The organism is Mesorhizobium sp. WSM3859 (genome assembly GCF_002295065.1).
In the GTDB taxonomy this organism is placed as follows: domain Bacteria; phylum Pseudomonadota; class Alphaproteobacteria; order Rhizobiales; family Rhizobiaceae; genus Mesorhizobium.
In genome coordinates, this window is sequence record NZ_NSGG01000004.1 from 67,941 (window position 1) to 93,897 (window position 25,957).

A 25,957-nucleotide genomic window follows, 5' to 3' on the forward strand; every position below is an offset into this window, starting at 1 on the left:
GGTCAGCCCTTGACCGCGCCGGCCATCAGCCCGCGCACGAAATAGCGGCCGGCGACGACATAGACGATCAGGGTGGGGAGCGCGGCGATCATCGCCGCCGCCATGTTGACATTGTATTCGACGACGCCGGTCGAGGTGTTGACGACATTGTTCAACGCCACAGTCATCGGCATCACGTCGCCGGAGCCGGCATAGGCGGAAGCGAACAGGAAGTCGTTCCAGATGTTGGTGAACTGGTAGATCACCGTCACAACGATGATCGGCAGCGAATTGGGCAGCATGATGCGCCGAAATATCTGAAAGAAGGAGGCGCCGTCGACCTGTGCCGCCTTAATCAACTCGGTCGGGAAAGCTTCGTAATAGTTGCGGAAGAACAGCGTGGTGAAGCCAAGGCCGTAGACCACGTGGACGAAGACGAGATTGACGGTCGAATTGCCAAGGCCAAAATTGAAGCCGGTAGCGTTCTGCAAGGTGACGCCGAAGCGTCCGAGGCTGCCGAGAATGGTCGCCATAGGCAACAGCACCGACTGGAACGGGATGAAACAAGCAAACAGCATCATCGCGAAGACCAGCGTGTGGCCGCGGAAGCGCCATTTGGTCAGCACGTAGCCATTCAGCGCGCCAAGCAGCGTCGAGATCAGCACCGCCGGCACGACCATCTTGATGGAGTTCCAGAAATAGCCCTTCATGCCGACGCAGGTCAGGCCCGAGCAAACTTCGCTCCACGCCTTTACCCATGGTGCGAAAGTCGGGGCATGCGGCAGCGACAGCATGTTGCCGTTCTGGATCTCGTCCATGGTCTTGAACGAGGTGACCAGCATGACGAAGAGCGGCATCAGGTAGAAGATCGCGAACAGAGCGAGCAGGCCGTAGATGACGATGCGGTTGATCGTTTTGGCGCCCAGGCCGCTCGAAGCCTGGCGGGCGGGTGAAGTGATGGCGCTCATCGCGACTTCTCCCTGAGCTCGGAATAGAGATACGGAACAATGATGGCCGTGATGGTCATCAGCATGATCACCGCGCTCGCCGAGCCGACCGCCATCTCGTTGCGCTTGAAGGTGAACTCATACATGAAGTTTGAGGGCAGCCAGGCCGAGCCGCCGGGGCCGCCGCTGGTCAGCGCCACGACCAAGTCATAGGACTTGATGGCGAGGTGCGCGAGCACGATGAAGGCCGACAGGAATACGGGCCGCAACATCGGGATGACGATGCGGCGGTAGAGCTGGAAGGTGGAGGCGCCGTCGATCTGCGCCGCCTTCATGATCTCGCCGTCGATACCGCGCAGGCCGGCCAGGAACATCGCCATGATGAAGCCGGAAGCCTGCCAGACGCCGGCGATGACGACCGTGTAGATGACGAAATCCTTGTTCTTGATCCAGTCGAAATGGAAGCTCGTCCAGCCCCATTGATGCAGCGTCTGCTCCAGCCCGAGGCCGGGGTCGAGGAACCATTTCCAGGCGACGCCAGTGACGATGAAGGACAGCGCCATCGGGTAGAGATAGATTGGCCTGAGCATGCCTTCGCCGCGGATCTTCTGGTCGAGCAGGATGGCCAGGAACAGGCCGAGCGCCAGGCAGATCAGGATATAGAGGAAGCCGAAAATGCCCATATTGGTGATCGAGGTGTACCAGCTTGAGGGCGGGTCGCTCTCGAACGTCCATCGCCACAGCCGCTGATAGGCGCGGGCGCCGGTGATGGCATAAGACGGGAAGGTCTTGGAATTGGTGAAGGACAGATAGATCGTCCAGAGGATGAAGCCGTAGACGAAGACGATCGTCGCCGCGAAGCTCGGCGCCAAAACGATCTTCGGCAGCAGATCCTGCAGCCGCGAACGGACCGATGCGCCGGGACGGGCGTCATGCTCCGGTGTCAGCTTGATCTGGGTTTCGGCAACTGTGCTCATCGGCTTGTCCAGTTCCGGTTGGTCGGAAACCGCCCGGCGCGAAAACGCACCAGGGTTGTCCCACACCTTTTTTCGACAGGAGACCTCCCCCGCCGAAGCGGGGGAGACCTGAGTTCAAGCGAAGCTTACTTCGCGTCGTCGATCGCCTTGACCAGCTCGGTCACGGCCTCGTCGGAGGTCTTGATCTGGCCGTGGACGAATTTCGACACGACGTCCTTGTAGGCGTTGGCGACGGCCGGCGGAGCGCCATAGCCCTGGGCCAGCGAGCCGAACAGCGTGCCGCCTTCATTGGCCTTCTTCAGGTCGGCGATGCCCTTCTTGCCGCAGGCGTCGAAGTCGGTGTCCGGCACGTCGGTGCGGGCCGGGACCGAGCCCTTCACCACGTTGAAGGCCGACTGGAAGCTCTTCGACAGAGTGGCGGTGGCAAGTGCCACCTGGGCGGCCTTGCGGTCGTCCGGCACGTTGAACATGCCGAACATGTCGGAGTTGTAGACCACCGTGCCGTCGGTGCCGGGGAAGCGGTAGCAGAGGAAGTCGGTGCCCGGGGTCTTGTTGGCGGCGTGGAACTCGCCCTTGGCCCAGTCGCCCATGACCTGAACCAGCGCATCGCCCTTGATGACCATGGCGGTTGCGAGGTTCCAGTCGCGGCCCGAGAAGTTCGGGTCGACATAGGTGACGAGCTTGGCGAGGTTGTCGAACGACTTCTTCATCGTGTCGGACTTGAGCGACTCCTCATCGAGGTCGTTCATCGCCTTCTTGTAGAACTCCGGTCCGCCGGTCGACAGCACGACGGAGTCGAACATGGTGGCTTCCTGCCAATTCTGGCCGCCCAGAGCGAGCGGAATGACGCCTGCAGCCTTGGCCTTGTCGAGCAATGCCACGAAGTCGTCGAAGGTCTTCGGCTCGGTGCCGCCGATCTTGTCCATCACCGCCTTGTTGATCCACAGCCAGTTGACGGAGTGGACGTTGACCGGAGCGGCCACCCACTTGCCGTCATAGACGGAGAACTTCTGCAGGGCGGCGGGAACCGACTTGTCCCAGCCTTCCTTCTTGGCGGTCTCGGTCAGGTCGCCCATGACGCCGGCGGCGGCGTAGTCGAGCACGGTGTAGCCCAGCATCTGCGAGGCGGTCGGATAGTTGCCGGCCGCGACCATCGCCTTCAGCGCGGTCATGGCGGCGTCGCCGCCACCGCCGGCCACCGGCACGTCCTTCCAGGCAAAGCCTTCCTTGGCCAGATCCTGCTTCAGCACGTTCAGAGCGGCCGCTTCGCCGCCCGACGTCCACCAATGCAGCATCTGCACTTCCTTGACGTCCGCGGCATGCGCCGAGAACGCAAAGCTCGTCGCAAGAGCCGTTCCGATAAGCAGTTTGCGCAACATGTACTACCTCCCTTGTTGCATTCACATAACCGGCGGGTGTCCGCCGGCGTCTCCCAACTCAGCCGACCCACCATCCGGTGCGCTGGCCGCGATGAAACTGGATGGTCTTTTCCTCGGTATAATCCTCGACGGCGCGTTTGCCGAGTTCGCGTCCCAGACCGGACTGCTTGTAGCCCCCGAAAGGCAGCTCGGGGTAACCTTCCATGAACGTGTTCACCCAAACCGTCCCCGAACGCACACTGCGCGCCACCGACATGCAGGTGTCGATGCTGGCGCTCCACACCCCTGCAGACAAACCATAGGGCGTGTTGTTGGCAATGTGCAATGCCTTCTCAATCGTCTCAAAAGTGAGCACGGACAGCACCGGCCCGAACACTTCCTCGCGCGCGATCGCCATGTCTTCCGTAACGTTACGGATGATAGTCGGATCGAGATATTGGCCGGCATTGGACGCAAGCCGGGCGCCGCCGGTGAAAACGTTGCCGCCGCCGGTTTTCGCCGCCGTCACATAGCCGGCTACCTTTTGCATATGGTCGGCCGAGATCATGGCGCCGACCTTGGTGCGGTCGTCGAGCGGATCGCCGACACGGACCTTCTCGGAAAGCGTCTTGACCGCAGCCAGGAAATCGTCGGCGATCGCCTCGTGCACGATCAGGCGGCTGCCGGCATTGCAGCATTCGCCGGCGTTGAAGAAACCGCCGAACACCGCGGCATCCGCCGCCGCCTCGAGGTCGGCGTCGGGGAAGACGATCTGGCCGTTCTTGCCGCCGAGCTCCATCGAAACCTTCTTCAGCGAATTGGACGCCGTGGCCATGGTCGTCTTGCCGACACGGGTCGAGCCGGTGAAGGACACCATCTCGACCTGCGGGTGACTTACCATCGGCGCGCCGACATCGGCGCCGTAGCCGGCGAGCATGTTGACGACACCGGCCGGCAAGCCGGCTTCGAGCAGGATGTCGCCGAGCACGAAGGTCGAGGCCGACGTCATTTCGCTGGGCTTCACCACCGCCGTGCAGCCGGCGGCGAGCGCGAAGGGCAGTTTCTGGCTGACGATCAGGAAGGGGAAGTTCCACGGCGTGATGATCGAGACGACGCCGATCGGTTCGCGCAGCACCACGCCCAGCATATCGTCGCCGAGATTGGCGTAGCTCTCGCCATGCAGCGTGCGGGCAAGCGAAGCGGCATAGCGCCAGATGTCGATCGCGCCGCCGATCTCGCCGCGCGCCTGGGCGATCGGCTTGCCGGATTCCAGCGCGTCGAGGCGGGCGATCTCCTCCAGGCGGGTCTCGATCAGGTCGGCCGTCTTCAGCAGAATCGCTGCGCGTTCCGACGCTTTCATGCGCGGCCATGGGCCGGTTTCGAATGCCTTATGAGCGGCCTGCACGGCAGCTTCCACTTCAGCCGCACCTGCCTGGGCGTAGCGCGAGACGACAAAACCATGGCCGGGGCTGGCGCGCTCGATCGTTCGGCCATCGCGGGCCTCGACATGTTTGCCCTCGATCAGCAGTTTGTAGATCCTTGGCGCCTGGGACGCCTCTTTCGGCATAGCGATGTTGAGCGGTGCGTTCATCATGTCTTCTCTAGGATCTCGAAAAGGCCGGCTTCTGCTTGGCCTTGAAGGCGCCGACGCCGGTTTTCAGGTCGGCGGTGAGCGCAATGAAGCCGCTGGCCAACGCCTCGGTCGCGGCGGCATTTTCCTCGCCCTCGGCAACGCCGATCATCAGCTTCGCGGCCTCTGTCGCGAGCGGGCCGCGCTCGGCGATCTTTTCGGCCCAGCTTCTGGCCTCGTCGAAAGCCTTGCCGGTTTCGACCAGCCGGTCGACGATGCCGTGCGCGAGCGCGTCTGCCGCCAGGAAAATCTCGCCGCCAATCGCCATTCGGCGCACGATCTGTGCGCCGAAGCGCCGCACGGCGCGCTGCGTGCCCGACCAGCCGGGCACGACGCCAATGGAGGTTTCGGGGAAGCCGAGTTTTATCTGCGTTTCGGCGACGCGGAAGTCGCAGGCGGCCGCCAGTTCCAGCCCACCGCCCAGCGCGTGGCCGGACAGAACCGCGATGGTCGGTTGCCTGAGCCGCGCCAGCCGGTCGAACACGCGGTGACCATAGCGCACCCATTGCACCTGGAAATCGGCGGCGCTCATAGCCCCCCAGGCCTCGACATCGCCGCCGGCACAGAAGCCCTTGCCTTCGCCGCGGATGAGAACGACGCGGACGCCCTCGGCCAGTTCGGCTTCGTCGAGCGCTGCTTCCAGCTCGCGCAGCATCGGGATATCAAGCGCGTTGAATTTTTCCGGTCGGCGCAAGGTGACGATGCCGATCGCGCGATCCTGCTCGAAAGTGACGAGTTCAGCCATGCGCGCCTCCAAGCGAAGCGCCGCCATTGAGCGACAGGCCGATCGGCCTGTCGTGGTAAAGCGCGGCCGGGGTGACCTTGAGGTCGTTGGCGACAGCGAGTGGAATCTCCGCCTGCGCCAGCACGTCGCGCTCAAGATTGATGCCGGGTGCCAGCTCCGTCACCATAAGCCCGTCCGGCGTCAGCTTCATCACGCAGCGTTCAGTGACATAGGTGATGTCCTGTCCCTGCGCGACGGCGCGTTTTCCCGAGAAGGAGATGTGCTCGACTTCCTCGACCACCTTCTTCACCTTGCCTTCCTGGTCGATGCGGATGGTGCCGCCGGCCAGCGAAAGCTTGGCGCCGGCGTTGAAGAAGCCGGAGAAGACGATCTTCTTCGCCCGCGACGTAATGTCGACGAAGCCGCCGGCGCCGGCCGTGACATGCGGCCGCGCCGACAGCTTCGAGACGTTGACCGAGCCGTGGCGGTCGATCTGCAGGAAGGAGAGCAGCGAGGCGTCGAAACCGCCTGCCTGGAAATAGATGAACTGGTGCGGCGAGGGCATGATCGCCTCGGCGTTGGAGGCGCAGCCGAACTTGAAGTCGAGCAGCGGCACGCCGCCGACCGCGCCCTGCTCGATCACCCAGGTGACCTTACCGTGCTGGCCTTCCTCCAAGAGGATGCGCGGCACGTTGGCGGAGATGCCGAAGCCGATGTTGACGGCCATGCCGTCGCGCAACTCCATGGCGACGCGCCGCGCGATCACCTTCTGGATGTTCATCTCGGGCGTACGGAAGGTCGACAGCGGCCGGAAAATCTCGCCCGAGATCGCCGGGTCGTAAGGGGTCTGCGTCGTCTGCAACTGATCCGGCGCTACGACGATATGATCGACCAGCACGCCGGGAACGCGCACGTCGTGCGGCTTCAGCGTGCCGTTTTCGACGACGCGCTTCACCTGCGCGATGACGATGCCGCCATTGTTGCGGGCGGCAAGCGCCTGTTCCAGCCCGCCGAGATAGGCACCCTCGTGCTCGTAGGTGAGGTTGCCGCGCTCGTCGGCCGTGGTGGCGCGGATGATCGAGATGTTGGGGACGATCGAGCGGAAGTAGAGCCATTCCTCGCCGTCGAACTGCTCAACCGAAACGATCGGCTCGCTGGCGGCGGCGTTCATGGCGCAACCCTGGTGGCGCGGATCGGCAAAGGTGTCGAGGCCGACCTTGGTCAGCACGCCTGGACGCTTGGCGGCGGCCTCGCGATGCATGTCGAACAGGATGCCGGAGGGCACGTTGTAGGCGGCAACGGAATTGTCGCCGATCATCTTCCAGATCTGCGGCGGTTCGGCTGAGGAGGGGCCGGACGGGTAGGAGCCGCAGAGCGTGCGCTTCAACAGGCCGGGCTTTGCGAGATGGTCGATGCCCTTGATGCCGTACATGTCGCCGGCGGCGATTGGGTGTAGCGTTGTGATCGCCTTCGGATGGCCTTCCACGTCGAAGCGCTCGCCGATCGCGGCAAGCACGGCGTCGGGGCAGCCAAGGCCGCTCGACGACGACACCGAGACGACCATGCCGTCCTTGATTAGGCCTGCGGCGTAAGCCGCCGAGACGAGCTTGCTCAATTCATGCTCCCGAGTTTCGGGTCGATGGTCACAGCCTTGCCCGTTTTCGACGATTGCAGTGCGGCTTCGGCCGAAGCCAGCGACCAGATGCCGTCCTCTCCAGTGGCGGATGGCTGGCCTTCGCCGCGGATCGCGGCATGGAACTGGCGCAGCGAGCGGGTGTAGAGGTCCTCGCGGTCGAAACTCAGCTCTTCCTCGCCGCTCGCGGTGCGCAGGAGCACCGAGCCGATCGGCTTCTGCGTCATCACATTGGTGGCGATGAGCGAGCCTTCCGAACCGTGCACCTCAAAACCGGTGCCGGCGAATTTCGTCGTGAAGCCCTCATGCGACTGGGCAATTACGCCCGACTTGAAGCGCCAGATGCACATGGCGCCGTCTTCCAGCCCGCTGTCGGCCATGCCGGCGGATTGCGTGAAGGCCGAAATCTCCACGGGATCGTCGCCGAGCACGAAGCGCAGCGTGTCGGCGTCGTGCACGGTGATGTCGAGCACCACGCCGCCGCCTGCTTTGGGCCTGGTGATGCGCCAGCCCTGCAGGTTTTCCGGCAGGAAGACCGAGTGGAAGACGCGCGCCGCGACCGGCTTGCCGATGCGACCGGCGGCAATCGCCTCTCGCATGGCGCGATGTGCGCCGGCATTGCGCAGATGATGGTTGGTGCCGAAGACGATGCCGGCCGCTTTCGCGGCGGCGACCAGCTTGCGGGCATCGGCGCTGGTCAGCGCCAGCGGTTTCTCGCACAACACATGCGTGCCCGCCTTGATCGCCGCCATGCCTTGTTCGAGGTGCAGCTCGTTGGTGGTCGAGATGTAGACTGCGTCGATGTCCTTGTTGAGCAGCGCATCGAGGGTCGAGACGGCGGCAGGAATGTTGTTTTCGCGGGCATAAGCCTCTGCGCGCTCGGCGCTGGAGCTCATCACGGCGGCGACCTCGCCGTCGGCTGCGCGGATGGCGTTGATCATGAATTGTCTGGCGATCGTGCTGGCGCCAATCAAACCCCATCTCACGCTCATGCCGCATCTCCCACCTGCTTGCCGCGATCCGGGCCGCTGCTCTCACGAACGACGAGGCTGACGGCGCCGATATGGTCCTCGGCGCGCGTGGTGCGTGACTGGATCATCTTCAGCATGACATGGGCGGCGCGCTCGCCGAGGCCCGCCGTGTCGACGGCAACGCTGGTCAGCGCCGGGCTGTAATGCTCGGCCTCGGCGACGTCGTCGAAGCCGACGACGGCGAAGTCCGTTCCCGCCTCGAGGCCGCGCTTGCGCAATGCCAGCATGACGCCGAAGGCAACCGCGTCGTTGAAGCAAAGGGCCGCTGTCGGCGGTTCGGAGATGGCCAGCGCCGTCTCCAGGCATGCCATGCCGCCCTTGCGGCTGGTTTCTCCCTCGACGATCGTCCGGTCGGCAACCGGAATGGCGAACGCCTCGCAGGCTTCGAGGAAACCGCCCAGACGCTCCTGATAGACGACGAGGTCGGGCGAACCGCCGAAGAAGGCGAGGCGGCGATGGCCCTTGCGTATCAGATGCTCGGTGGCAAGGCAGGCGCCGCGATGATTGTCGGGCGCGATTGCCGGTATGCGGCTCTCGGGCAGCCTGCGCATGGCGAACACCACGGGCACGCCCGCCGCTTCGATGCGCCGGAAGGCGCCAGGCGTGGTGCCGCGCGCCGGCGAGACGATCAGGCCGGCGACGCCCTGTTCCATCATCGACTTCAGCACTTCTTCCTGGCGCACCGGATTCTCCGCCGTGTTGGCGATGAAAGGAACGACGCCCGCCGCCTGGAAGACGCGCTCCATGCCGACGGCAAGCTCGGCGAAAAAGGGATTGGTGAGGTCGTTGATCACCATGCCGATGACGTTGGAATGGGCCTTGCGCAGATTGGCGGCGCCGCGGTTGTAGACATAGCCAACATCCTCGATCGCCTTGCGCACCTTGACCGCGGTTTCGGGCCGGATCAGCCCGCTGCCCTGCAGCACGAGCGACACCGTCGATTTGGACACGCCGGCTTCGCGGGCGATGTCCAGGATCGTCGCCTTGGCCCGGCTGGCCATCCTCGTTCTATCCTCCACGGTTTTGAACGAATTTATTGGAACGTTCTAATCACCGTTCCAAATCAGAGTCAATCGCGATTCCCGCTAGATTCGAAAAATTGATTGGAGCGGTTCAAAATCGCAATCAACGCAAGGGCTTTTTCGATGAGGCTCTGTACCTGTTGCCTCGGGCTTCCTGAATCACGAAGGTCCTTGATTTATTGGAACGTTCCATTTATAGGGGCGCAACGGGAGAACTCGATGGACATCACCTTGCCTGCGGAAAACGGCGCCCGGGTCAGCTACCGGCTCGTCGGCAAACCGGTCGCGCCGAGTGAGGGTGCGCGTTTTTCGCGCATCGCCTATGCCGCAGCCCATGTTGTCGCTGACCCGATCGCGATGACAGATCCATGGTCGCGGCCAGCGGTCGACTGGGACAGCACCATGGCGTTCCGCCACCACCTGTGGCGGCTCGGTTTCCGCATCGCCGAGGCCATGGATACGTCCCAGCGCGGCATGGGTTTCGACTGGGCGAGCGCCAGGGAACTGATCCGCCGTTCGATCGCCGAGGCCAGGACGGTGCCGGGCGCCGACCTTGCGTCAGGGGCGGGGACCGATCACCTGGCGCCTGCGGCGGCCAAGACGCTCGACGACGTCATCCGCGCCTATGAAGAGCAATTCGCCTTCATCGAAGGCGAGGGCGGCAAAGCGATCATGATGGCGAGCCGCGCGCTGGCGGCGGTGGCAAGGGGGCCGGACGATTATGTCCGCGTCTATGATCGGATGCTCTCCCAGGCATCGGGCAAGGTGATCCTGCACTGGCTGGGCGACATGTTCGATCCGGCGCTCAGTGGCTATTGGGGCAGCAATGATTTCGACGCGGCGCTCGACACGGTCGTCGCCATCATCGAGCGGCATGCGGACAAGGTCGAGGGCATCAAGATATCGCTGCTCGATGCCGCCAAGGAGGTGCAGCTGCGCGACCGGCTGCCCGAGCGCGTCGTGATGTTCACCGGCGACGATTTCAACTACCCGGAGCTGATCGCCGGCGACGGCAGGCGGCATTCGCATGCGCTGCTCGGCATCTTCGACGCCATCGCGCCGGTCGCCAACGCCGCGCTGGCGAAGCTGGCCGATGGCGATCGTGCCGGCTACGACGCGCTGATGGCGCCGACCGTGCCGCTGTCGCGAAAAATCTTCGAGGCGCCGACCGAATACTACAAGGCCGGCATCGTCTTCATGGCCTGGCTGAACGGGCATCAGGACCATTTCACCATGGTCGGCGGCATGCAGTCGGCGCGCGGCATATGCCACTATGCAGACGTGTTCCGCCTCGCCGCCCAGGCCGGTCTGTTGGCCGACCCCGATCTTGCCTCCGCGAGGATGAAGACCCTGCTGGCGACGGCCGGCATCTGAGCCTATCCCCGCACGGGAGATTTGCGTTCCGCCGGGAAATCGTATTCGCTTGCCGAATATGGCAATGGCGGAAGGCTGCTGAGTGGACCAGACCTTCGACCTCAAAGGAAAGCGCATTTTCGTCGCCGGCCATCGTGGCATGGTCGGCTCGGCGCTGGTGCGCCGCCTGGCAAGCGAGGATTGCGAGATCGTGACCGTCGCGCGCAGCGAGCTCGATCTCCTCGACCAGGCTGGCGTGCGCCGATGGATGGAGGACCACCGCCCGGACGCGGTGATCATGGCTGCCGCCAAGGTCGGCGGCATCATGGCCAATGACAGCTACCCGGTGGATTTTCTTTACGAAAACCTTGTCGTGCAGACCAACGTGATCGAAGCCGCCTTTCGCAGCGAGGTGCAGAAACTCCTGTTCCTCGGCTCGTCCTGCATCTATCCGAAACTTGCGCCGCAGCCGATCCCGGAAGACGCCCTGCTCACCGGTCCGCTCGAACCCACCAATGAATGGTACGCCGTCGCCAAGATCGCCGGATTAAAGCTCTGCCAAGCTTACCGGCGGCAATATGGCGTCAACTATATCTCGGCCATGCCGACCAATCTCTACGGTCCGGGCGACAATTTCGACCTGGGCAGCAGCCATGTCATTCCGGCGCTGATGCGCAAGGCGCATGAGGCGAAGCGCACCGGCCAAAAGACCCTGCAGGTCTGGGGGTCGGGCCGGCCGATGCGGGAATTCCTGCATGTCGACGATGCCGCCGACGCCTTTGTCTGGCTTTTGAAGACCTATGTGGACGATGGCCACGTCAATGTCGGGAGCGGCGAGGACGTCACCATCGCGGAGCTCGCCAGTACTGTCGTATCGGTCGTCGGCGCCGCCGCCTCGATCGAACTCGATCCGACGAAGCCCGACGGAACGCCGCGCAAGCTGATGGATGTGTCGCGCCTGTTCGCAACCGGCTGGAGACCGGCATATTCGCTTCGACGTGGATTGGAACAGACCTATGCGTGGTTCCTTGAACATGTCGAGGGAGGCGACATCCGTCTTGGCCCGGCATGATCCCCAGTCGAAACTCATAGCGGCGACCAGGGAGGACGGTCTGGGCGGCCGCCTTCTGGCCATGGTCAACGCGAAGGCCCTTGCCGACACGCTCGGCTATCGCTTCGGCTTTACGTGGTGGCCGATGCATGACGACGAATTTCACTCGGTCGAGAGGGTCGACAAGATATTCTCCACCGATTTTGTCGAGAAGTACTGGCTGGGGGAGTGGGTCGAACCATCGGGCTTCGATGTCCTCGCGGAGGTGGCCTTTACCCGTGCCAGTCTCGATGCCGCTGCGGGACGGCGAAGTCTGCGCGGCTGGATCTGCAACGAGTTCCGGATACCGGATTTTTTTCACGGCGGACCCGAACTCGTCCGTCGATCGGAGACATTGCGGGGTTTCGGCTTTTCCCAGGCCGTGAATCAGGCGCTCGATGCCGCCGACAGGCGCCCCTTTCCAGGGCCGACCGCGGCTTTGCATCTTCGCAGCGGCGACATTGTCCGCGGCAAATATCGCTTCATGCTGGATTACAGCGACAAGGTCGTGGCCTCGACCCTGGTCAAGTCCATCGCCTCGGAGCTTACGTCGAAAGGCCTGACAACCCTTTTGATCGGTCAGGATCGCGCGACGCTCGAATATCTACGGTCGCAAACCGGCGCATTGCTGAGCGATGATCTGGGATCGGCGGAATTCGAGGATGAGACGCTCAGGGCATTCTTCGAAATGAGGCTGATGGCGCGCTGCCAGACAATCTATGCAGGCAGCAGCGTCTATGCGTCGGTGGCATCGACGATGGGCGATATCGCCCTCGTCCACCCGAAAACCTTGTTCGACGGTTCGAAAGCCGCGGAAATGATCCTGGGCGAACTGAGCCGTCATCAGAGCGACTACCACCCGCTCGAGGCCGCCTTCGGTTATCAAACCGCATTTCTCGACCTCGAAGACCAGATCGGTTCCGCGCGGGCAAAAGACATCCTCGAAAAGGCTTACAAGCTGGATCCGGAAAACGACCTCTATCCGCTCAAAATCGCGGCAGCGCTCTTTCGCGAACGTGACTACCGGTCCGGCGAAGCTGTTTTGAAGGCGCTCATGACCAGCCAGTTCGAAGCCTCTCTTGCGATGCCGGTGCGCGCGATTGGCGTCCTAATCGGCCGGTCGTGGCGCGGCCATGCCATGTCGAAGGATTTCGAATCCTTCTTCGCGGCGGCCGCCGATAGGCATCCCTACGCCGCTGCATGCTCGGCGCATATCCTCCATGTCGTGTTCGGGAAGCTGAAACCGGCCCGGCGGATGATTGCGATGTCGCTGGAGGCGGAACCGGACAATGCCCTGTTCAAGAGGATCAAACGCCACATCCGGCCATTGACGACGCCACAGTCCGGTCTGCTGGCGAAGGCGCGGCTGCGGCTCTGGAAGGCCGGGATCCGAATCTAAAGCGCGTCGCGATCCTTCGGATTCGCTCCATGCGCTTTAGGTCTTGGATTTTACGCATGTCTTTATCCCGAAACCGGTTCCCACCTTCGGGAGACATGCTTTAGGGGGCTGCGGCCATGACCGGGTTCCCCGCGGTTGTTGGATACGGACAGGAACGCGGCGTGGCGCCCGAATCTCGAGGAAACCTACGGGCATGGAAAAGCCACGGTGCCGCTAAAGACGCTGGGAACCGCCGAGGACGTCGCCGATGCCTGCCTCTATCTCGCATCGGGACATGGGCAAGTTCGTCACCGGACATTTGTTGCACGTCAACGGCGGCGAGTTCATGGTGTAGGCCGGCAATCATTAGGGAGCGCTTCAGCGTGAAGGGATACTGGCTCATCGTCGGAACCGAGATTTCGGATCAGGAAGCGCAGGCCGAGTATGCCCGGCTCTGGAAACCGATCGGCGAAAAATACCACGCAAGGACCAACACGACGAAACAGCCGCCGCTGCTGGTCGAGGCGCGTGCCGCCAAGCGCATGGTGCTTGTGGAATTTCCGTCGCTGGAAATCGCCAAGGCCTGCTATGCCGATCCGGCCTATGAGGAAGCCATGCGCTTCGCGTTGAAGGCGTCGAATCGCGTGCTTGTGATGTTCGAAGGGGATCTCGGGTAGTGGTGCCGCCAGGCACCAAATGCACAGGATTTGTGCCGGCAAAGTCCTGAGTTATGAGAAGGATGGTGGGCGTGACAAGGATTGAACTTGTGACCCCTGCAATGTCAATGCAGTGCTCTCCCGCTGAGCTACACGCCCATCCGACGCCGCGCATACACCACTTTTGATCCGGCGCGTCAATAGCGGGAATGTGGAAAGACGGCTTCCGTTTGTCGCATCGGCGAAGTGCCTGCCGATGCGAGCCTTGATGCAGGCCTCAGGCCGCCTGCAGCATCTTCTCGACCTCGTTGACGAGATCGCGCAGGTGGAAGGGCTTCGACAGCACCTTGGCGTCCTTGGGCGCCTTGGAATCGGGATTGAGCGCGACGGCGGCAAAGCCGGTGATGAACATTACCTTGAGGTCGGGATCGATCTCGGTGGCGCGGCGGGCGAGCTCGATGCCGTCCATTTCCGGCATGACGATATCGGTCAGGAGCAGCGAGAAGGGCTCTTCGCGCAACCGCTCATAGGCGCTAGCGCCATTGTCGAAATCGCTTACCTGGTAGCCGGCGCGTTCCAGCGCCTTGACGAGGAAGCGGCGCATATCGTCATCGTCTTCCGCCAGCAGAATGCGTGCCATCATATCCCGTCCGAATCACCCGCCCCAAGCCTGCCGCCGGGCTAGGCCGTTAACCATCCTGTATATGAGATGGAGCCGGTAAACATCAAGTGAATGAAGGGCATGCCAGATGCGGTTCGAGGCGCGGTTTTGCCGCCTGAAATGCTGGACATGCCGCACGCAAGGTGGCAAGTTTTGCGTCATGATGCAGTGCTTCATCGTGGTTCATACAAATTGAAGACGGCAGCCGAGGATTTTTCGGTCGTTCCACCCTTCGAAATCCGATCGGGCGCCGAGCAGCGCGTCCCCTTCCTGTTCAACTCGCCGCATAGCGGCCGCCATTATCCCGAGCGGTTCCTGGCCATGGCGCGGCTCGACCGCAACGCCATCCGCCGGTCGGAGGACTGCTATGTCGAGGAACTCTTCGGCGGCGCCGTGCCGCTCGGCGCGCCGCTGTTGGCGGCGAACTTTCCGCGCGCTTATCTCGACGTCAACCGCGAGCCCTGGGAGCTCGATCCGCGCATGTTCGCGGAGCCGGTGCCGTCCTTCTGCAACATCCGCTCGGCGCGCGTCGCTGGCGGGCTGGGCACGGTGCCGAAATTGGTCGGCGAGGGGCTGGACATCTATCCCGGCCGGCTGCCTCTGGCCGAGGCCGTCGGGCGCATCGAGGCGGTATACAAACCTTATCATGAGACGCTGAAGCGGCTCCTGACCAGGACGCATGCCCGGTTCGGCTATGCCGTGCTGATCGACTGCCATTCCATGCCGGCCTCGATCCGCGTCGGCGACAACGGCGCGCGGCCCGACTTCATCATCGGCGACCGGTTCGGCATCTCGGCCTCGCCGGCGCTCACCGAAATGGCGATCAGCCTGCTTGTCGGCATGGGCTACACGGTAGCCCACAACAAGCCCTATGCCGGCGGGTTCATCACCGAGCATTACGGCCGACCGGCGCGGCATCTGCATGCGCTGCAGATCGAGGTTAATCGCGGGCTTTACATGGACGAGCGGACGTTCCAGAAATCAGCCGGTTTCGACGCCCTGGCCTGCGACCTGACCCGCTTCTCGGCCGACCTGATGTCGATGCCCGACCATCATTTCGTCGACTTGCCGCTGGCGGCGGAATGACAGCGCGGTCGGCGCGCCCGAGTTCTTTGTAAACGCAATTCCGGACGGAAAACCGGTTCGCGCCTTTCCTGGAATTGCTCGAAAAAAAGACCGCATCGTTTTCACGACACGGTCGAAGTCTAGGGAGGAAACGCCCAAGGAGGGCATGGACAGGAAAACCTGTCCGATGACAAAATTATTGTGCGGCGCACAAATGTCAATCGACAGCATGGTTTTTTAATTCAATATGATGTGGAAATTCCGCTTCGACGGTTCAGATGTGACATTAGGGCAACAGAAAACGGGCGACTGACGAGACTTCAGCGCGCCTGTTCTGCGAGATAGAGCGGCTGGCAAGGGCCGCGACGGGGAGAGCGACTTGGATATCAGCACCGATTTCATGCGGCGCATAGCGCATGCCGCCGCAGCGGAAACCTTGCCGCGCTTCCGCAGCCAGGGGGCGGTCGCCAACAAGGAGGCGGGAAGCTTCGACCCGGTCACGGAGGCCGATCGCGAAGCCGAGCGCGCGATCCGGGCGCTGATCTCCGCCGAATATCCCGAACATGGCATCCTCGGCGAAGAACATGGCAGCCAGAACATCACCAACCGGTATGTCTGGGTGATCGATCCGATCGACGGCACCCGCGCCTTCATTTCCGGTCTTCCGGTCTGGGGAACGCTGGTCGGGTTGACCGCTGACGGCGACGCGGTTGCCGGCATGATGTCGCAACCCTTCACCGGCGAGCTTTTCTATGCAAACGCGTCCGGCTCGCATTACGAAGGACCGGGCGGCCCGCGCAGGCTCTCAACCCGCAAGACGACCGACCTCGCGCAAGCGACGCTGTTCACGACCACGCCCGCCCTGTTCAAGGGCGAAGCGCGCAAGCGCTATGACCAGTTCGAGACGAAGGTCCAGCTCGCCCGCTACGGAACCGACTGCTACGCCTTCGCCATGGTGGCGGCGGGCTGTGTCGACATCGTCGCCGATCCGGGCCTGAAGCCCTACGACATCGTCGCGCTGATCCCGATCATCGAGAAGGCCGGCGGCGTCGTCACCACTTTCGAAGGCGGCCCGGCGGAGAAGGGCGGCGATATATTGGCTGCGGCGACACCGGAGCTGCACGCTGCGGCAATGGCGGCGCTGCGCGGTTGATCCGTCCCCGCCGCGGGGGTCTGGTTTCGACCACGATCAGGGAGCGTCGCCGGTGCCCGGAATGAAGGCATCGAACGCGGCGAGCAGCTGCTCGCGGTAGATATCCTTCTCTTGCAGGAGTTCGTGCTCAGCGCCGTCGATCATCAACAGCGAGCCGACGCGCAGTTTCCTGGCATAGGCTTCCACGGCCTTGGTCGAGACCACTCGGTCGGCGCCGGCGGCCACGATCAGCGTCGGGACCCGGACCCTTGCCATGAAATCCGGATCGCTGACGGCTTGCGCGGCGGCGGCCGCGGCCTTCAGCCAGCGGATGGTCGGGCCGCCGAGCGCGAGCTGCGGCCAGGCTTCATAGATTCCGACATTGCGGCGGTAACGCGCCGGGTCCGAGGTCACCTTGTTCACCTCGAAAGGCGGCGGCACTTTCGGTCGCGGTCCGATCGCCGCGTAGAGCCAGCCGAGGCCAAGCGCGCAGAAGATCGCGCAGACGCGCCGCACTGTGGCTATCGAGACCGGCATGTCCGGCACCTCGAGAAAAGGCGCGAGCAGCACCATGCGCCGCACCCGATTGACCATGGACGGCGAGGCAAGCAGCGCAATCACCGCTCCGGTCGAGTGGGCGAGGATGTAATAGGGGCCGCGGCAATCGGGCAGCACGATCTCCTCGAAAAATTGCTCCAGGTCGCGCTCATAGTCGCGGAAGCTGCGGACATGGCCGCGCTGGCGGTCGCGCAGCAGGCGGCTGGAATCCCCCTGGCCGCGCCAGTCGAGGACGGCGACGCCGAAGCCGCGATCGGCGAGATTGCGGATGGTCTCGAAATATTTCTCGATGCACTCGTTGCGTCCGGTCAGCAGAACCACCGTGCCCAGCAACGGGCGGGCGACCGCAGCGAAGACGCCGTAGCGGATCTTCTTGCCGTCACGCGTGGTGAAAAAGCCCCCCGCGGCGTTCTGCGGCGCGGGATTGTCCTCGGTCAGATGGAAAAGATCCGTCATTCGGCGCGTCGTTGCCTGTTCTTTGCCCGGACGGGCGAGGCGTCGGCATGGTGATAGACGGCCGGGCGGCAAAAGCAAAGGCGTCGCGAGGATTTACGCAACCGCCTTGAAATGGGAAGGCCGGAAGTGCCTGCGGCGCACTTCCGGCCTCTGTCGATCCGGGAGGAAGGGACGTTGCACCCGGTTCGGCCTCGTCGCGGCGCGGGGATCGCAGGCCGCTTGTCGGTCATCTTGGCTTAGAGCCTAATGCCGGCAGGCTGAACGGATGCCGAAGCTGCGGTTCATCCGCCGTTCATCAACTTGGCCGCATTGCGGCCGCCGAAAAAACCTTGAAATGGGTTTTTGAGCTTCCCAAATGAGGGTTGCGGCCGCCGATTGTCGGGGCCGCTGGCCTATTCGGAACGCCTTTCGAGGGTTTCGCAGGGGGCCATACGCAAACCATGTTGCTCAACAGGAGAACACATCATGCGTCACGTTGATTTTTCCCCGCTTTATCGTTCGACCGTCGGCTTCGACCGGCTGTTCACCATGCTCGATACGCTCGGCCAGCCCGAGACCGCGCAGACCTATCCGCCTTATAACATCGAGCGGACCGGCGAGAACGCCTATCGCATCTCGATGGCCGTTGCCGGCTTCTCGGAAGACGAGATTTCGATTGAAGCCCACCGCAACGTGCTGACCGTCAAGGGCGAGCGCAAGGAAGAGGGTAATGGCGAGGGTTCCGAGCTGCTCTATCGCGGCATCGCCTCGCGCGCCTTCGAGCGCCGCTTCCAGCTCGCCGACCACGTCGAAGTGGAAGGCGCCACGCTGAAGAACGGCCTGCTCTTCGTCGACCTCAAGCGCAACATTCCCGAGGAGCTGAAGCCGCGCAAGATCGCGATTACCCAGTCCTCGGACAAGGCCAAGCAGATCGAGGCGAAAGCGGCCGCGTAATCGCGGATCCCACAAAGTCCGTCTCCTCCCGAGACGAAAGCGGCGCCGAGAGGCGCCGCTTTTTATTGTGCCATCGGCAACGGACCGTACTGGCCTAGGCCCATTACCGGCGCTTTGCCGTGATAACGGCCTCCACGTTCTGTCGGTGCACGGGTTCATACGGCGCAAAATACTGAACTGCCGTCGTTGCAAACATGTCGGCGCCGAAGGTCTTCAGATCCTGTTTCGCCAGGTCGGGGTCTTGCCGGCAGGCAAGCAGCTTTCGGAGATAGGCCTCGGTTGCGGCGATGAAGCTTCTGTCATAGCCACCGGCCTTGATTGTCTCCAAGGAACCATGATTGGGCAGGATCCGATCGAACCGCCAACCGGCCATGCGCTCGAGGTCTATCAAGTGTTCCGACAGACGCTCCGGCTCCGAGACATAGGTGATGGAATCCTCCAGCGTGTCGCCGGCCAGCAGCAAGCCGGCATCGGGCATCAGCAGCACCGTGCCGTCATGGCTGTGGATTTCCACCTGACGCAGTTCGATCGCGATCGCTCCGACCGTCAGGCTCAGGCTGTTCCCAAATATCCTGTTGGGCAGCACGAGCGGCTTGATCGGCGGATTGCCGCCCTCGATCTCGGCCCGGCCGCGTTCAAGCGCCGATGCGGTGAGGCTGTTGGCGATGATTTCGCAATCCTTAAACGCCTCGTTGCCGGCGATATGATCGTCATGCCAGTGGCTGAGCACGACGCGTATCGAGGTCACGCCCATTCCATCGAGCGTGTGCCTGATGAAGCGGGCGTGGGCGAGCGAGATATGCGTGTCGTAGACAAGCGCCTGCGATCCGTCGACGATCCATAGGTGCAGATGCCGAGCGTATAGGCGCCGTCATCCAGCCAGTTCGGCTCGTCCGACCAGACACGGACGCCATCGACGCGGCCGTCGTAGAAGCCCAGCACATTCGGCGCCGGACGGACCAGCCGCATGGTCGAGCCGAGAGGCGGCCTGGTCATCGGCTTACCTCGACTCAAGCCAGCAGCTTACCGAGGCGTTCGATCTCCTCGGTCGCGGTCGCGAAGCTGGCGACGAAGCGGTAGATCGCTTCGTTGTCGCCGAGGTGCCCGTCGAATCCTGAAGGCACGCCCCATTCATGGAATTTGGCGCCTGCCGTCCGCAGCTTCTCGGCCGTCTCGCGGTTGAGGATCGCGAACACCTCATTGGCCTGTGGCAGCCAGGCGAGCCTGCCTCCCGGCGCATCCTCGATGGTTTCGGCCAGGTGCGCGGCCATTTGATTGGCGTGCCCGCCCATCCGCAGCCACAGATCGTCGGTGAAATAGGCTTCGAACTGGGCCGAGATGAAGCGCGCCTTGGAAAAAGTCTGCCCGGCGCGCTGGCGCAACAGGCGCAATTCCTTGCCGACATCCGGATTGAGGATCACCACCGCATCGGCCATCCAGCAGCCGTTCTTGGTGCCGCCGAAGGAGATGAGGTCGACGCCGCTCTTCCAGGTCATTTCGGCCGGGCTGACGCCCGTTGCCGCGATCGCGTTGGCGAAGCGCGCCCCATCCATGTGCAGCGGCAGCTTGTGGCGGCGGCTGACCTCGGCGATCGCCTTGACGTCGTCGACGCTATAGACCGTGCCGACCTCGGTCGCCTGGGTGAGGGTAACCGCCATCGGCTGGCCGGCGGGAGCAAGGTCCTGCGAATAGCGACTGATGGCGCGGTCGAGCGCCTCCGGATTCATGCGCCCCAGCGGTCCCGGGACCGGCGCCGTGCGCGCGCCGCCGGTGTAGGAGCCCATCGCGCCGAACTCGTCGACATTCATATGCGCTTCGGAATGGCAAAGCACGATGCCGCCGATACGGTTCAGCCCGGCCATCGAAAGCGCATTGGCCGCGGTGCCGGTCGCAACGAAGAAGACCTGAACCTCGCGCTCGAAGATCTCGTTGAAGCGGCGATAGACGGCGCGGTCCAGATCACCGTCGCCGTAGGCGACGGCGGTGTCGGCGGCGTGGCGGGAGAGATTGGCCGAAATGTCGGGATGCACGCCCGCCCAGTTGTCGGATGCAAAGAACATCGAGAGGTCCGTATTGTGGTTGGCAAAAGCGGCGGGACTTGACCGCTTCGGCGGGAGAAGCGCAAGGGCCAATCGCCGGCAAAGCGGTGAAGCCAGCGCATCACCTCGAAAGAGCCGGACCGAAGGTTGCGTTTCCAGCGTTCGTCACGAAATTTTGTGTCGCGGCGCGCCCAAGTTTTTTGTGAATCGGTCTTGTATAGGTCCCTGATTTCTGCCATAAAAAATTTAGGACAGTAGTGCTGTCTTATTTTGTCGCACAAAACAGGCTGGACTGGCGTATCATTGCTGCCATTCCGGCCATTGTCGCGAGCGGCGGGTAGACGGCCCGGCTCTGGCCTGTACGATACCGGATGCGAACCGGGCGTATAGCCGTATGGTTCGATGGATTTCGCGAGACGTGCAGCAAGGATCAAGGGGAAGCCTTGTGCTTCCCAAGGCAAACCAGCGCCCTCAGACAGTCAGGGCCAAGGTGGAGAACGGAGGATAGGACGATGACGGAACTGACGCCATCTGCGATCAACGGCCGGGCCGCGCAGACGAAAGCGGCAGTCGTTAAAAATACCGTCCTGACCAAAGGCGGCCGAACCACCAACGGCCCTGCCGCGCAAGGCCTCTATGATCCGCGCAACGAGCATGACGCCTGTGGCGTCGGCTTCATCGCCAACATGAAGGGCGTGAAGTCGCACCGGATCGTTGAGGACGGTCTGGCGATGCTGGAAAACCTCACCCATCGCGGCGCCGTCGGCGCCGATCCGCTGGTCGGCGACGGCGCCGGCGTGCTGGTGCAGATCCCTGACGCCTTCTTCCGTGAGGAAATGGCCGCCAAGGGCGTCGAGCTGCCTCCGGCCGGCCAGTATGGCGTCGGCCATTGGTTCATGCCGCAGGACGCGGCGCTTCGCGCCCATATCGAAGAGATCATCGCCGAATCGGCGCAGTCGGAAGGGCTGCCGCTCATCGGGTTCCGCGACGTGCCGGTCGACAATTCGTCACTGTCGAAGGCGCCCGATATCGTCGCCTCGGAGCCTTTCCACCGGGAGGTGTTCATCGGCCGTACGGCCGACATCCCGGATGACGAGGAATATGAGGCGCGGCTTTATCTGCTGCGCAAGGTGATCTCGGGCCGCATCTATGCCGAGAACGACAACAAGGACATCGGCGCCTATTGCGTGTCGCTGTCGGCGCGCACCATTGTCTACAAGGGCATGTTCCTGGCCTACCAGGTCGGCGCCTATTACAAGGACCTCAAGGATCCGCGCTTCGAAACAGCGCTGATCCTGGTCCACCAGCGATTCTCGACCAACACCTTCCCGTCGTGGAAGCTGGCGCATCCCTATCGCATGGTCGCGCACAACGGCGAGATCAACACGGTGCGCGGTAACAACAACTGGATGGCGGCACGCCAGGCCTCGGTCGATTCCGAGCTGTTCGGCAACAACATCTCGAAGTTATGGCCGATCTCCTATGAGGGCCAGTCCGACACCGCGTGCTTCGACAACGCGCTCGAGTTCCTGTTCCAGGGCGGTTACTCGCTCACCCACGCCATGATGATGCTGATCCCGGAAGCCTGGGCCGGCAACAAGCTCATGGACGCCGACCGCAAGGCTTTCTACGAATACCATGCGGCGCTGATGGAGCCGTGGGACGGGCCGGCAGCGGTGGTGTTCACCGACGGCCGCCAGATCGGCGCCACGCTCGACCGCAACGGCCTGCGCCCGGCGCGCTACATCGTCACCGACGACGACCGCGTCATCATGGCGTCGGAAGCCGGCGCGCTGCCGGTGCCGGAGGAAAAGATCGTGCAGAAGTGGCGGCTGCAGCCCGGCCGCATGCTTCTGATCGACCTCGCCAAGGGCCGCATCGTCTCCGACGAGGAGATCAAGTCGGAGATCGCGACCAGGCATCCCTACAAGAGCTGGCTCGCCAACACGCAACTGATCCTGGAAGACCTGAAGCCGGTCGAGCCGCGTGCGCTGCGCAAGGATGTCAGCCTGCTCGATCGCCAGCAATCCTTCGGCTACACGCAGGAAGACACCAAGCTTTTGATGGCGCCGATGGCCACCACCGGCCAGGAAGCTGTCGGCTCGATGGGCACCGATACGCCGATCTCGGCGATGTCGGACAAGTCGAAGCTGCTCTACACCTATTTCAAGCAGAACTTCGCCCAGGTCACCAACCCGCCGATCGACCCGATCCGCGAGGAGCTGGTGATGAGCCTGGTGTCGTTCATCGGGCCGCGGCCGAACATCTTCGACCTGGTCGGCACGTCGCGCCGCAAGCGGCTGGAAGTGCGCCAGCCGATCCTGACCAATGGCGATCTCGAAAAGATCCGCTCCATCGGGCACACCGAGGACCGTTTCGACACCAAGACGATCGACATCACCTACGGCTCGAACGAGGGCGCTGCCGGCATGCAGGGCGCCATCGACCGGCTCTGCGAACGGGCCGAGGCGGCGGTCGCCGGCGGCTACAACATCATCATCCTGTCAGACCGCCAGGTCGGGCCCGACCGCATCGCCATTCCAGCCCTTCTGGCCACGGCGGCGGTGCATCACCACCTGATCCGCAAGGGGTTGCGCACGTCGGTCGGCCTCGTCGTCGAATCCGGCGAGCCGCGCGAGGTGCATCATTTCTGCTGCCTCGCCGGCTATGGCGCCGAGGCGATCAACCCTTATCTCGCCTTCGACACGCTGCTCGACATGCACAAGCGCGGCGAACTGCCGGCGGAGGTCGACGAATACGAGGTCGTCTCGCGCTACATCAAGTCGATCGGCAAGGGCATCCTCAAGGTGATGTCCAAGATGGGCATCTCGACCTACCAGTCCTATTGCGGCGCGCAGATCTTCGACGCCATCGGGCTGAAGTCCGATTTCGTCGAGAAGTATTTCACCGGCACCGCGACGCTGATCGAAGGCGTCGGCCTGGACGAGATCGCCACCGAGACGCTCAGCCGCCACAGCGATGCGTTCGGCAGCGATCCGGTGCTGCGCAACAGCCTCGAGGTCGGCGGCGAATACATGTTCCGCATGCGCGGCGAGGCGCATATGTGGTCGCCGGATGCGGTCGCCACCTTGCAGCATGCCGTGCGGCAGGGATCCTGGGACACGTTCAAGGAGTATTCGGCGCAGATCGACAGCGCGACGGCGCGGGCGCAAACCATCCGCGGCCTGTTCAAGATCAAGCTGGCCGAAGAAGCCGGCCGCAAGAAGGTCGCGATCGAGGACGTCATGCCGGCGGCCGAGATCGTCAAGCGTTTCTCGACCGGGGCGATGTCGTTCGGCTCGATCTCCAGGGAAGCGCACACCACGCTGGCGCGCGCCATGAACCAGATCGGCGGCAAGTCGAACACCGGCGAGGGTGGCGAAGAGGCCGACCGTTATCTGCCGCTGCCCGGCGGCGGCAAGAACCCGGAACGCTCGGCTATCAAGCAGGTCGCTTCGGGCCGGTTCGGCGTCACGGCGGAGTATCTGGCTAATTCCGACGTCATGCAGATCAAGGTCGCCCAAGGCGCCAAGCCCGGCGAGGGCGGCCAGCTGCCTGGACACAAGGTCGACGCGACCATCGCCAAGGTCAGGCATTCGACGCCCGGCGTCGGCCTGATCTCGCCGCCGCCGCATCACGACATCTATTCGATCGAGGATCTGGCGCAGCTGATCTACGACCTGAAGAACGTCAATCCGGCGGCCGATGTCTCGGTCAAGCTGGTGTCGGAAGTCGGCGTCGGCACGGTCGCGGCGGGCGTCGCCAAGGCGCGCGCCGACCACATCACCATCTCGGGCTATGACGGCGGCACCGGCGCTTCGCCGCTGACCTCGCTCAAGCATGCCGGTAGCCCGTGGGAAATGGGCCTTGCCGAGACGCATCAGACGCTGGTGCTCAACGGCTTGCGTAGCCGCGTGGCACTGCAGGTCGACGGCGGCTTGCGCACCGGGCGCGACGTCATCATCGGCGCGCTGCTTGGCGCCGACGAGTTCGGCTTCTCGACCGCGCCGCTGATCGCGGCCGGCTGCATCATGATGCGCAAGTGCCATCTCAACACCTGTCCGGTGGGCGTGGCGACGCAGGATCCGGTGCTGCGCAAGCGCTTCAAGGGCACGCCGGAGCACGTCATCAACTTCTTCTTCTATGTGGCGGAAGAGGTGCGGGCGCTGCTCGCCGAAATGGGCTTCACCCATCTCGACCAGATCATCGGCGACAGCGACCTTCTGGAAAAGCGCGACGTGATCCAGCACTGGAAGGCGCGCGGGCTCGACTTCTCGAAGATGTTCTTCAAGCCCGACGCGCCGCATGAGGCGCTGCACTGGACCGAGCGGCAGAAGCATCCGATCGACGACGTGCTCGACCGCAAGCTGATCGAGCTGGCCAAGCCGGCGCTGGACGCCAAGCAGCCCGTCACCATCGAGCTGCCGATCCGCAACGTCGACCGCTCTGCCGGCGCGATGCTGTCGGGCGAGGTGGCCAAGCGCTTCAAGCACAAGGGCCTGCGCGAGGACACCATCCAGGTGAAGCTGACCGGCACGGCCGGCCAGTCCTTCGGCGCGTTTCTCGCGCGCGGCGTGTCGTTCGAGCTGGTCGGCGCCGGCAATGACTACGTCGGCAAGGGCCTGTCGGGCGGCCGCATCGTCATCCGCCCGCCGGAAGAAGCCAAGATCGTTGCGGCCGACTCGATCATCGTCGGCAACACCGTGCTTTACGGCGCGACCGAAGGCGAAGCCTATTTCGCCGGTGTCGCCGGCGAGCGCTTCGCCGTGCGCAATTCGGGCGTGGCGGCTGTCGTTGAAGGCGTCGGCGACCATGGCTGCGAATACATGACCGGCGGCATCGTCGTCGTGCTCGGCAAGACGGGGCGCAATTTCGCGGCCGGCATGTCGGGCGGCGTCGCCTATGTGCTGGACGAGAAGGGCGATTTCGCCGAACGCTGCAACATGGCGATGGTCGAGCTGGAGCCGGTTCCGGAAGAGGACGACCTGATGGAGAAGCTGCTCCATCACGGCGGCGATCTCGACCACAAGGGCCGCGTCGACGTGTCGGGCGACATGACCAGCCATGACGAGGAACGGCTCTACCAGTTGATCTCCAACCACGTGCATTTCACCGGTTCGGTGCGCGGGCGCGAGATCCTCGACAACTGGCAGAATTTCCGGCCGAAATTCCGCAAGATCATGCCGGTGGAATACCGCCGCGCCTTGATCGAGATGGAACGCATGCGCATGAGCGTGGCGGCGGAATAAGCATCGGGCATGGCCGGAAAGATGACTTTCCGGCCGGCATCCTCACCAACAATCCTGACCCCGAGAGCATGATCCCGAAAAGTGGG

Annotated in this window: 21 protein-coding genes and 1 tRNA gene; 8 read left to right on the top strand and 14 right to left on the bottom strand. The window is 63.4% G+C overall.

What is annotated here, in order from left to right:
• Positions 1 to 2: 2 nt before the first annotated feature.
• From CK230_RS10290 to CK230_RS10325, 8 genes are all read right to left on the bottom strand, one after another.
• Entirely contained in the window at positions 3 to 947 is a 945-nt protein-coding gene (locus tag CK230_RS10290; RefSeq protein WP_095817081.1) for a carbohydrate ABC transporter permease, read from the bottom strand.
• A complete protein-coding gene (locus tag CK230_RS10295; protein ID WP_095817082.1) occupies positions 944 to 1,903 on the bottom strand; it encodes a sugar ABC transporter permease in 960 nt (319 codons plus the stop codon). The genes CK230_RS10290 and CK230_RS10295 overlap by 4 nt, the downstream gene beginning before the upstream one ends.
• Before the next feature lie 125 nt (positions 1,904 to 2,028).
• On the bottom strand, positions 2,029 to 3,282 hold the full coding sequence (locus CK230_RS10300) for an ABC transporter substrate-binding protein (RefSeq protein WP_095817083.1): 1,254 nt from the start codon (positions 3,280 to 3,282) through the stop codon (positions 2,029 to 2,031).
• Positions 3,283 to 3,340: 58 nt separating this feature from the next.
• Entirely contained in the window at positions 3,341 to 4,852 is a 1,512-nt protein-coding gene (locus tag CK230_RS10305) for an aldehyde dehydrogenase family protein (RefSeq protein WP_095817468.1), read from the bottom strand.
• A 10-nt stretch (positions 4,853 to 4,862) separates the two neighbouring features.
• Positions 4,863 to 5,636: an enoyl-CoA hydratase/isomerase family protein gene (locus CK230_RS10310; protein ID WP_095817467.1), complete on the bottom strand. Its 774-nt coding sequence runs from the start codon at positions 5,634 to 5,636 to the stop codon at positions 4,863 to 4,865.
• On the bottom strand, positions 5,629 to 7,230 hold the full coding sequence (locus CK230_RS10315; RefSeq protein WP_095817084.1) for an acyl CoA:acetate/3-ketoacid CoA transferase: 1,602 nt from the start codon (positions 7,228 to 7,230) through the stop codon (positions 5,629 to 5,631). The genes CK230_RS10310 and CK230_RS10315 overlap by 8 nt, the downstream gene beginning before the upstream one ends.
• Complete coding sequence (locus CK230_RS10320; RefSeq protein WP_095817085.1) at positions 7,227 to 8,240, bottom strand: Gfo/Idh/MocA family oxidoreductase; 1,014 nt, start codon at positions 8,238 to 8,240, stop codon at positions 7,227 to 7,229. The genes CK230_RS10315 and CK230_RS10320 overlap by 4 nt, the downstream gene beginning before the upstream one ends.
• Positions 8,237 to 9,280 (bottom strand): LacI family DNA-binding transcriptional regulator, encoded by a 1,044-nt coding sequence (locus tag CK230_RS10325; RefSeq protein WP_095817086.1) that lies wholly within the window; start codon positions 9,278 to 9,280, stop codon positions 8,237 to 8,239. The genes CK230_RS10320 and CK230_RS10325 overlap by 4 nt, the downstream gene beginning before the upstream one ends.
• Before the next feature lie 240 nt (positions 9,281 to 9,520).
• Here CK230_RS10325 and CK230_RS10330 point away from each other — a divergent pair, with 240 nt between their 5' ends.
• The 4 genes from CK230_RS10330 (at position 9,521) to CK230_RS32415 (ending at position 13,799) form a co-directional block, all read left to right on the top strand.
• The gene (locus CK230_RS10330) at positions 9,521 to 10,675 is read left to right on the top strand and encodes a dihydrodipicolinate synthase family protein (protein WP_095817087.1); all 1,155 of its coding nucleotides are present in this window, start codon (positions 9,521 to 9,523) and stop codon (positions 10,673 to 10,675) included.
• Between the two features lie 82 nt (positions 10,676 to 10,757).
• Positions 10,758 to 11,726, top strand: coding sequence for a GDP-L-fucose synthase (locus CK230_RS10335; RefSeq protein ID WP_280952526.1), 969 nt, complete (start codon positions 10,758 to 10,760; stop codon positions 11,724 to 11,726).
• Complete coding sequence (locus tag CK230_RS10340; RefSeq protein ID WP_245429874.1) at positions 11,713 to 13,143, top strand: hypothetical protein; 1,431 nt, start codon at positions 11,713 to 11,715, stop codon at positions 13,141 to 13,143. Before CK230_RS10335 ends, CK230_RS10340 begins: the two co-directional genes overlap by 14 nt.
• Positions 13,144 to 13,505: 362 nt before the next feature.
• Entirely contained in the window at positions 13,506 to 13,799 is a 294-nt protein-coding gene (locus tag CK230_RS32415; RefSeq protein ID WP_141246016.1) for a DUF1330 domain-containing protein, read from the top strand.
• A 63-nt stretch (positions 13,800 to 13,862) separates the two neighbouring features.
• On the opposite strand, the gene CK230_RS10350 is transcribed toward CK230_RS32415, so the two are convergent.
• Both CK230_RS10350 and CK230_RS10355 read right to left on the bottom strand, forming a co-directional pair.
• Positions 13,863 to 13,937 (bottom strand) — tRNA-Val (locus tag CK230_RS10350).
• A 118-nt stretch (positions 13,938 to 14,055) separates the two neighbouring features.
• Entirely contained in the window at positions 14,056 to 14,418 is a 363-nt protein-coding gene (locus CK230_RS10355) for a response regulator (protein ID WP_006199474.1), read from the bottom strand.
• A gap of 150 nt (positions 14,419 to 14,568) precedes the next feature.
• Between CK230_RS10355 and CK230_RS10360 the strand changes: the two genes are divergently transcribed.
• Entirely contained in the window at positions 14,569 to 15,525 is a 957-nt protein-coding gene (locus tag CK230_RS10360; protein ID WP_095817471.1) for an N-formylglutamate amidohydrolase, read from the top strand.
• Between the two features lie 358 nt (positions 15,526 to 15,883).
• Complete coding sequence (gene hisN, locus CK230_RS10365; RefSeq protein WP_095817089.1) at positions 15,884 to 16,657, top strand: histidinol-phosphatase; 774 nt, start codon at positions 15,884 to 15,886, stop codon at positions 16,655 to 16,657.
• Between the two features lie 36 nt (positions 16,658 to 16,693).
• Here hisN and CK230_RS10370 read toward each other — a convergent pair whose 3' ends face one another.
• On the bottom strand, positions 16,694 to 17,650 hold the full coding sequence (locus CK230_RS10370; RefSeq protein WP_095817090.1) for an alpha/beta hydrolase: 957 nt from the start codon (positions 17,648 to 17,650) through the stop codon (positions 16,694 to 16,696).
• A gap of 465 nt (positions 17,651 to 18,115) precedes the next feature.
• Here CK230_RS10370 and CK230_RS10375 point away from each other — a divergent pair, with 465 nt between their 5' ends.
• Complete coding sequence (locus tag CK230_RS10375; RefSeq protein WP_095817091.1) at positions 18,116 to 18,583, top strand: Hsp20 family protein; 468 nt, start codon at positions 18,116 to 18,118, stop codon at positions 18,581 to 18,583.
• Between the two features lie 103 nt (positions 18,584 to 18,686).
• On the opposite strand, the gene CK230_RS10380 is transcribed toward CK230_RS10375, so the two are convergent.
• The 3 genes from CK230_RS10380 to CK230_RS10385 are packed head-to-tail and all read right to left on the bottom strand — an operon-like array spanning position 18,687 to position 20,643.
• Complete coding sequence (locus CK230_RS10380; protein WP_348629152.1) at positions 18,687 to 19,433, bottom strand: MBL fold metallo-hydrolase; 747 nt, start codon at positions 19,431 to 19,433, stop codon at positions 18,687 to 18,689.
• Positions 19,328 to 19,579 carry a hypothetical protein gene (locus CK230_RS34080; protein WP_348629146.1) on the bottom strand — a complete coding sequence of 84 codons (252 nt, stop codon included), beginning with the start codon at positions 19,577 to 19,579 and terminating at the stop codon, positions 19,328 to 19,330. Before CK230_RS34080 ends, CK230_RS10380 begins: the two co-directional genes overlap by 106 nt.
• A gap of 14 nt (positions 19,580 to 19,593) precedes the next feature.
• Entirely contained in the window at positions 19,594 to 20,643 is a 1,050-nt protein-coding gene (locus CK230_RS10385) for a low specificity L-threonine aldolase (protein ID WP_095817092.1), read from the bottom strand.
• A 491-nt stretch (positions 20,644 to 21,134) separates the two neighbouring features.
• On the opposite strand from CK230_RS10385, the gene gltB reads away from it, so the two are divergent.
• On the top strand, positions 21,135 to 25,871 hold the full coding sequence (gene gltB / locus CK230_RS10390; RefSeq protein WP_095817093.1) for a glutamate synthase large subunit: 4,737 nt from the start codon (positions 21,135 to 21,137) through the stop codon (positions 25,869 to 25,871).
• Positions 25,872 to 25,957: the final 86 nt, after the last annotated feature.

Bases quoted from the DNA above. Each gene is read 5' to 3' on its own strand.
- CK230_RS10375 (WP_095817091.1), top strand. From the start codon at position 18,116: ATGCGTCACGTTGATTTTTCCCCGCTTTATCGTTCGACCGTCGGCTTC.
- CK230_RS34080 (WP_348629146.1), bottom strand. From the start codon at position 19,579: ATGACCAGGCCGCCTCTCGGCTCGACCATGCGGCTGGTCCGTCCGGCG.
- CK230_RS10305 (WP_095817468.1), bottom strand. From the start codon at position 4,852: ATGAACGCACCGCTCAACATCGCTATGCCGAAAGAGGCGTCCCAGGCG.
- CK230_RS10330 (WP_095817087.1), top strand. From the start codon at position 9,521: ATGGACATCACCTTGCCTGCGGAAAACGGCGCCCGGGTCAGCTACCGG.
- CK230_RS10320 (WP_095817085.1), bottom strand. From the start codon at position 8,240: ATGAGCGTGAGATGGGGTTTGATTGGCGCCAGCACGATCGCCAGACAA.
- CK230_RS10290 (WP_095817081.1), bottom strand. From the start codon at position 947: ATGAGCGCCATCACTTCACCCGCCCGCCAGGCTTCGAGCGGCCTGGGC.
- CK230_RS10385 (WP_095817092.1), bottom strand. From the start codon at position 20,643: ATGTTCTTTGCATCCGACAACTGGGCGGGCGTGCATCCCGACATTTCG.
- CK230_RS10360 (WP_095817471.1), top strand. From the start codon at position 14,569: ATGCCGCACGCAAGGTGGCAAGTTTTGCGTCATGATGCAGTGCTTCAT.
- CK230_RS10370 (WP_095817090.1), bottom strand. From the start codon at position 17,650: ATGACGGATCTTTTCCATCTGACCGAGGACAATCCCGCGCCGCAGAAC.
- CK230_RS10325 (WP_095817086.1), bottom strand. From the start codon at position 9,280: ATGGCCAGCCGGGCCAAGGCGACGATCCTGGACATCGCCCGCGAAGCC.
- CK230_RS10300 (WP_095817083.1), bottom strand. From the start codon at position 3,282: ATGTTGCGCAAACTGCTTATCGGAACGGCTCTTGCGACGAGCTTTGCG.
- CK230_RS10310 (WP_095817467.1), bottom strand. From the start codon at position 5,636: ATGGCTGAACTCGTCACTTTCGAGCAGGATCGCGCGATCGGCATCGTC.
- CK230_RS10295 (WP_095817082.1), bottom strand. From the start codon at position 1,903: ATGAGCACAGTTGCCGAAACCCAGATCAAGCTGACACCGGAGCATGAC.
- gltB (WP_095817093.1), top strand. From the start codon at position 21,135: ATGACGGAACTGACGCCATCTGCGATCAACGGCCGGGCCGCGCAGACG.
- CK230_RS10355 (WP_006199474.1), bottom strand. From the start codon at position 14,418: ATGGCACGCATTCTGCTGGCGGAAGACGATGACGATATGCGCCGCTTC.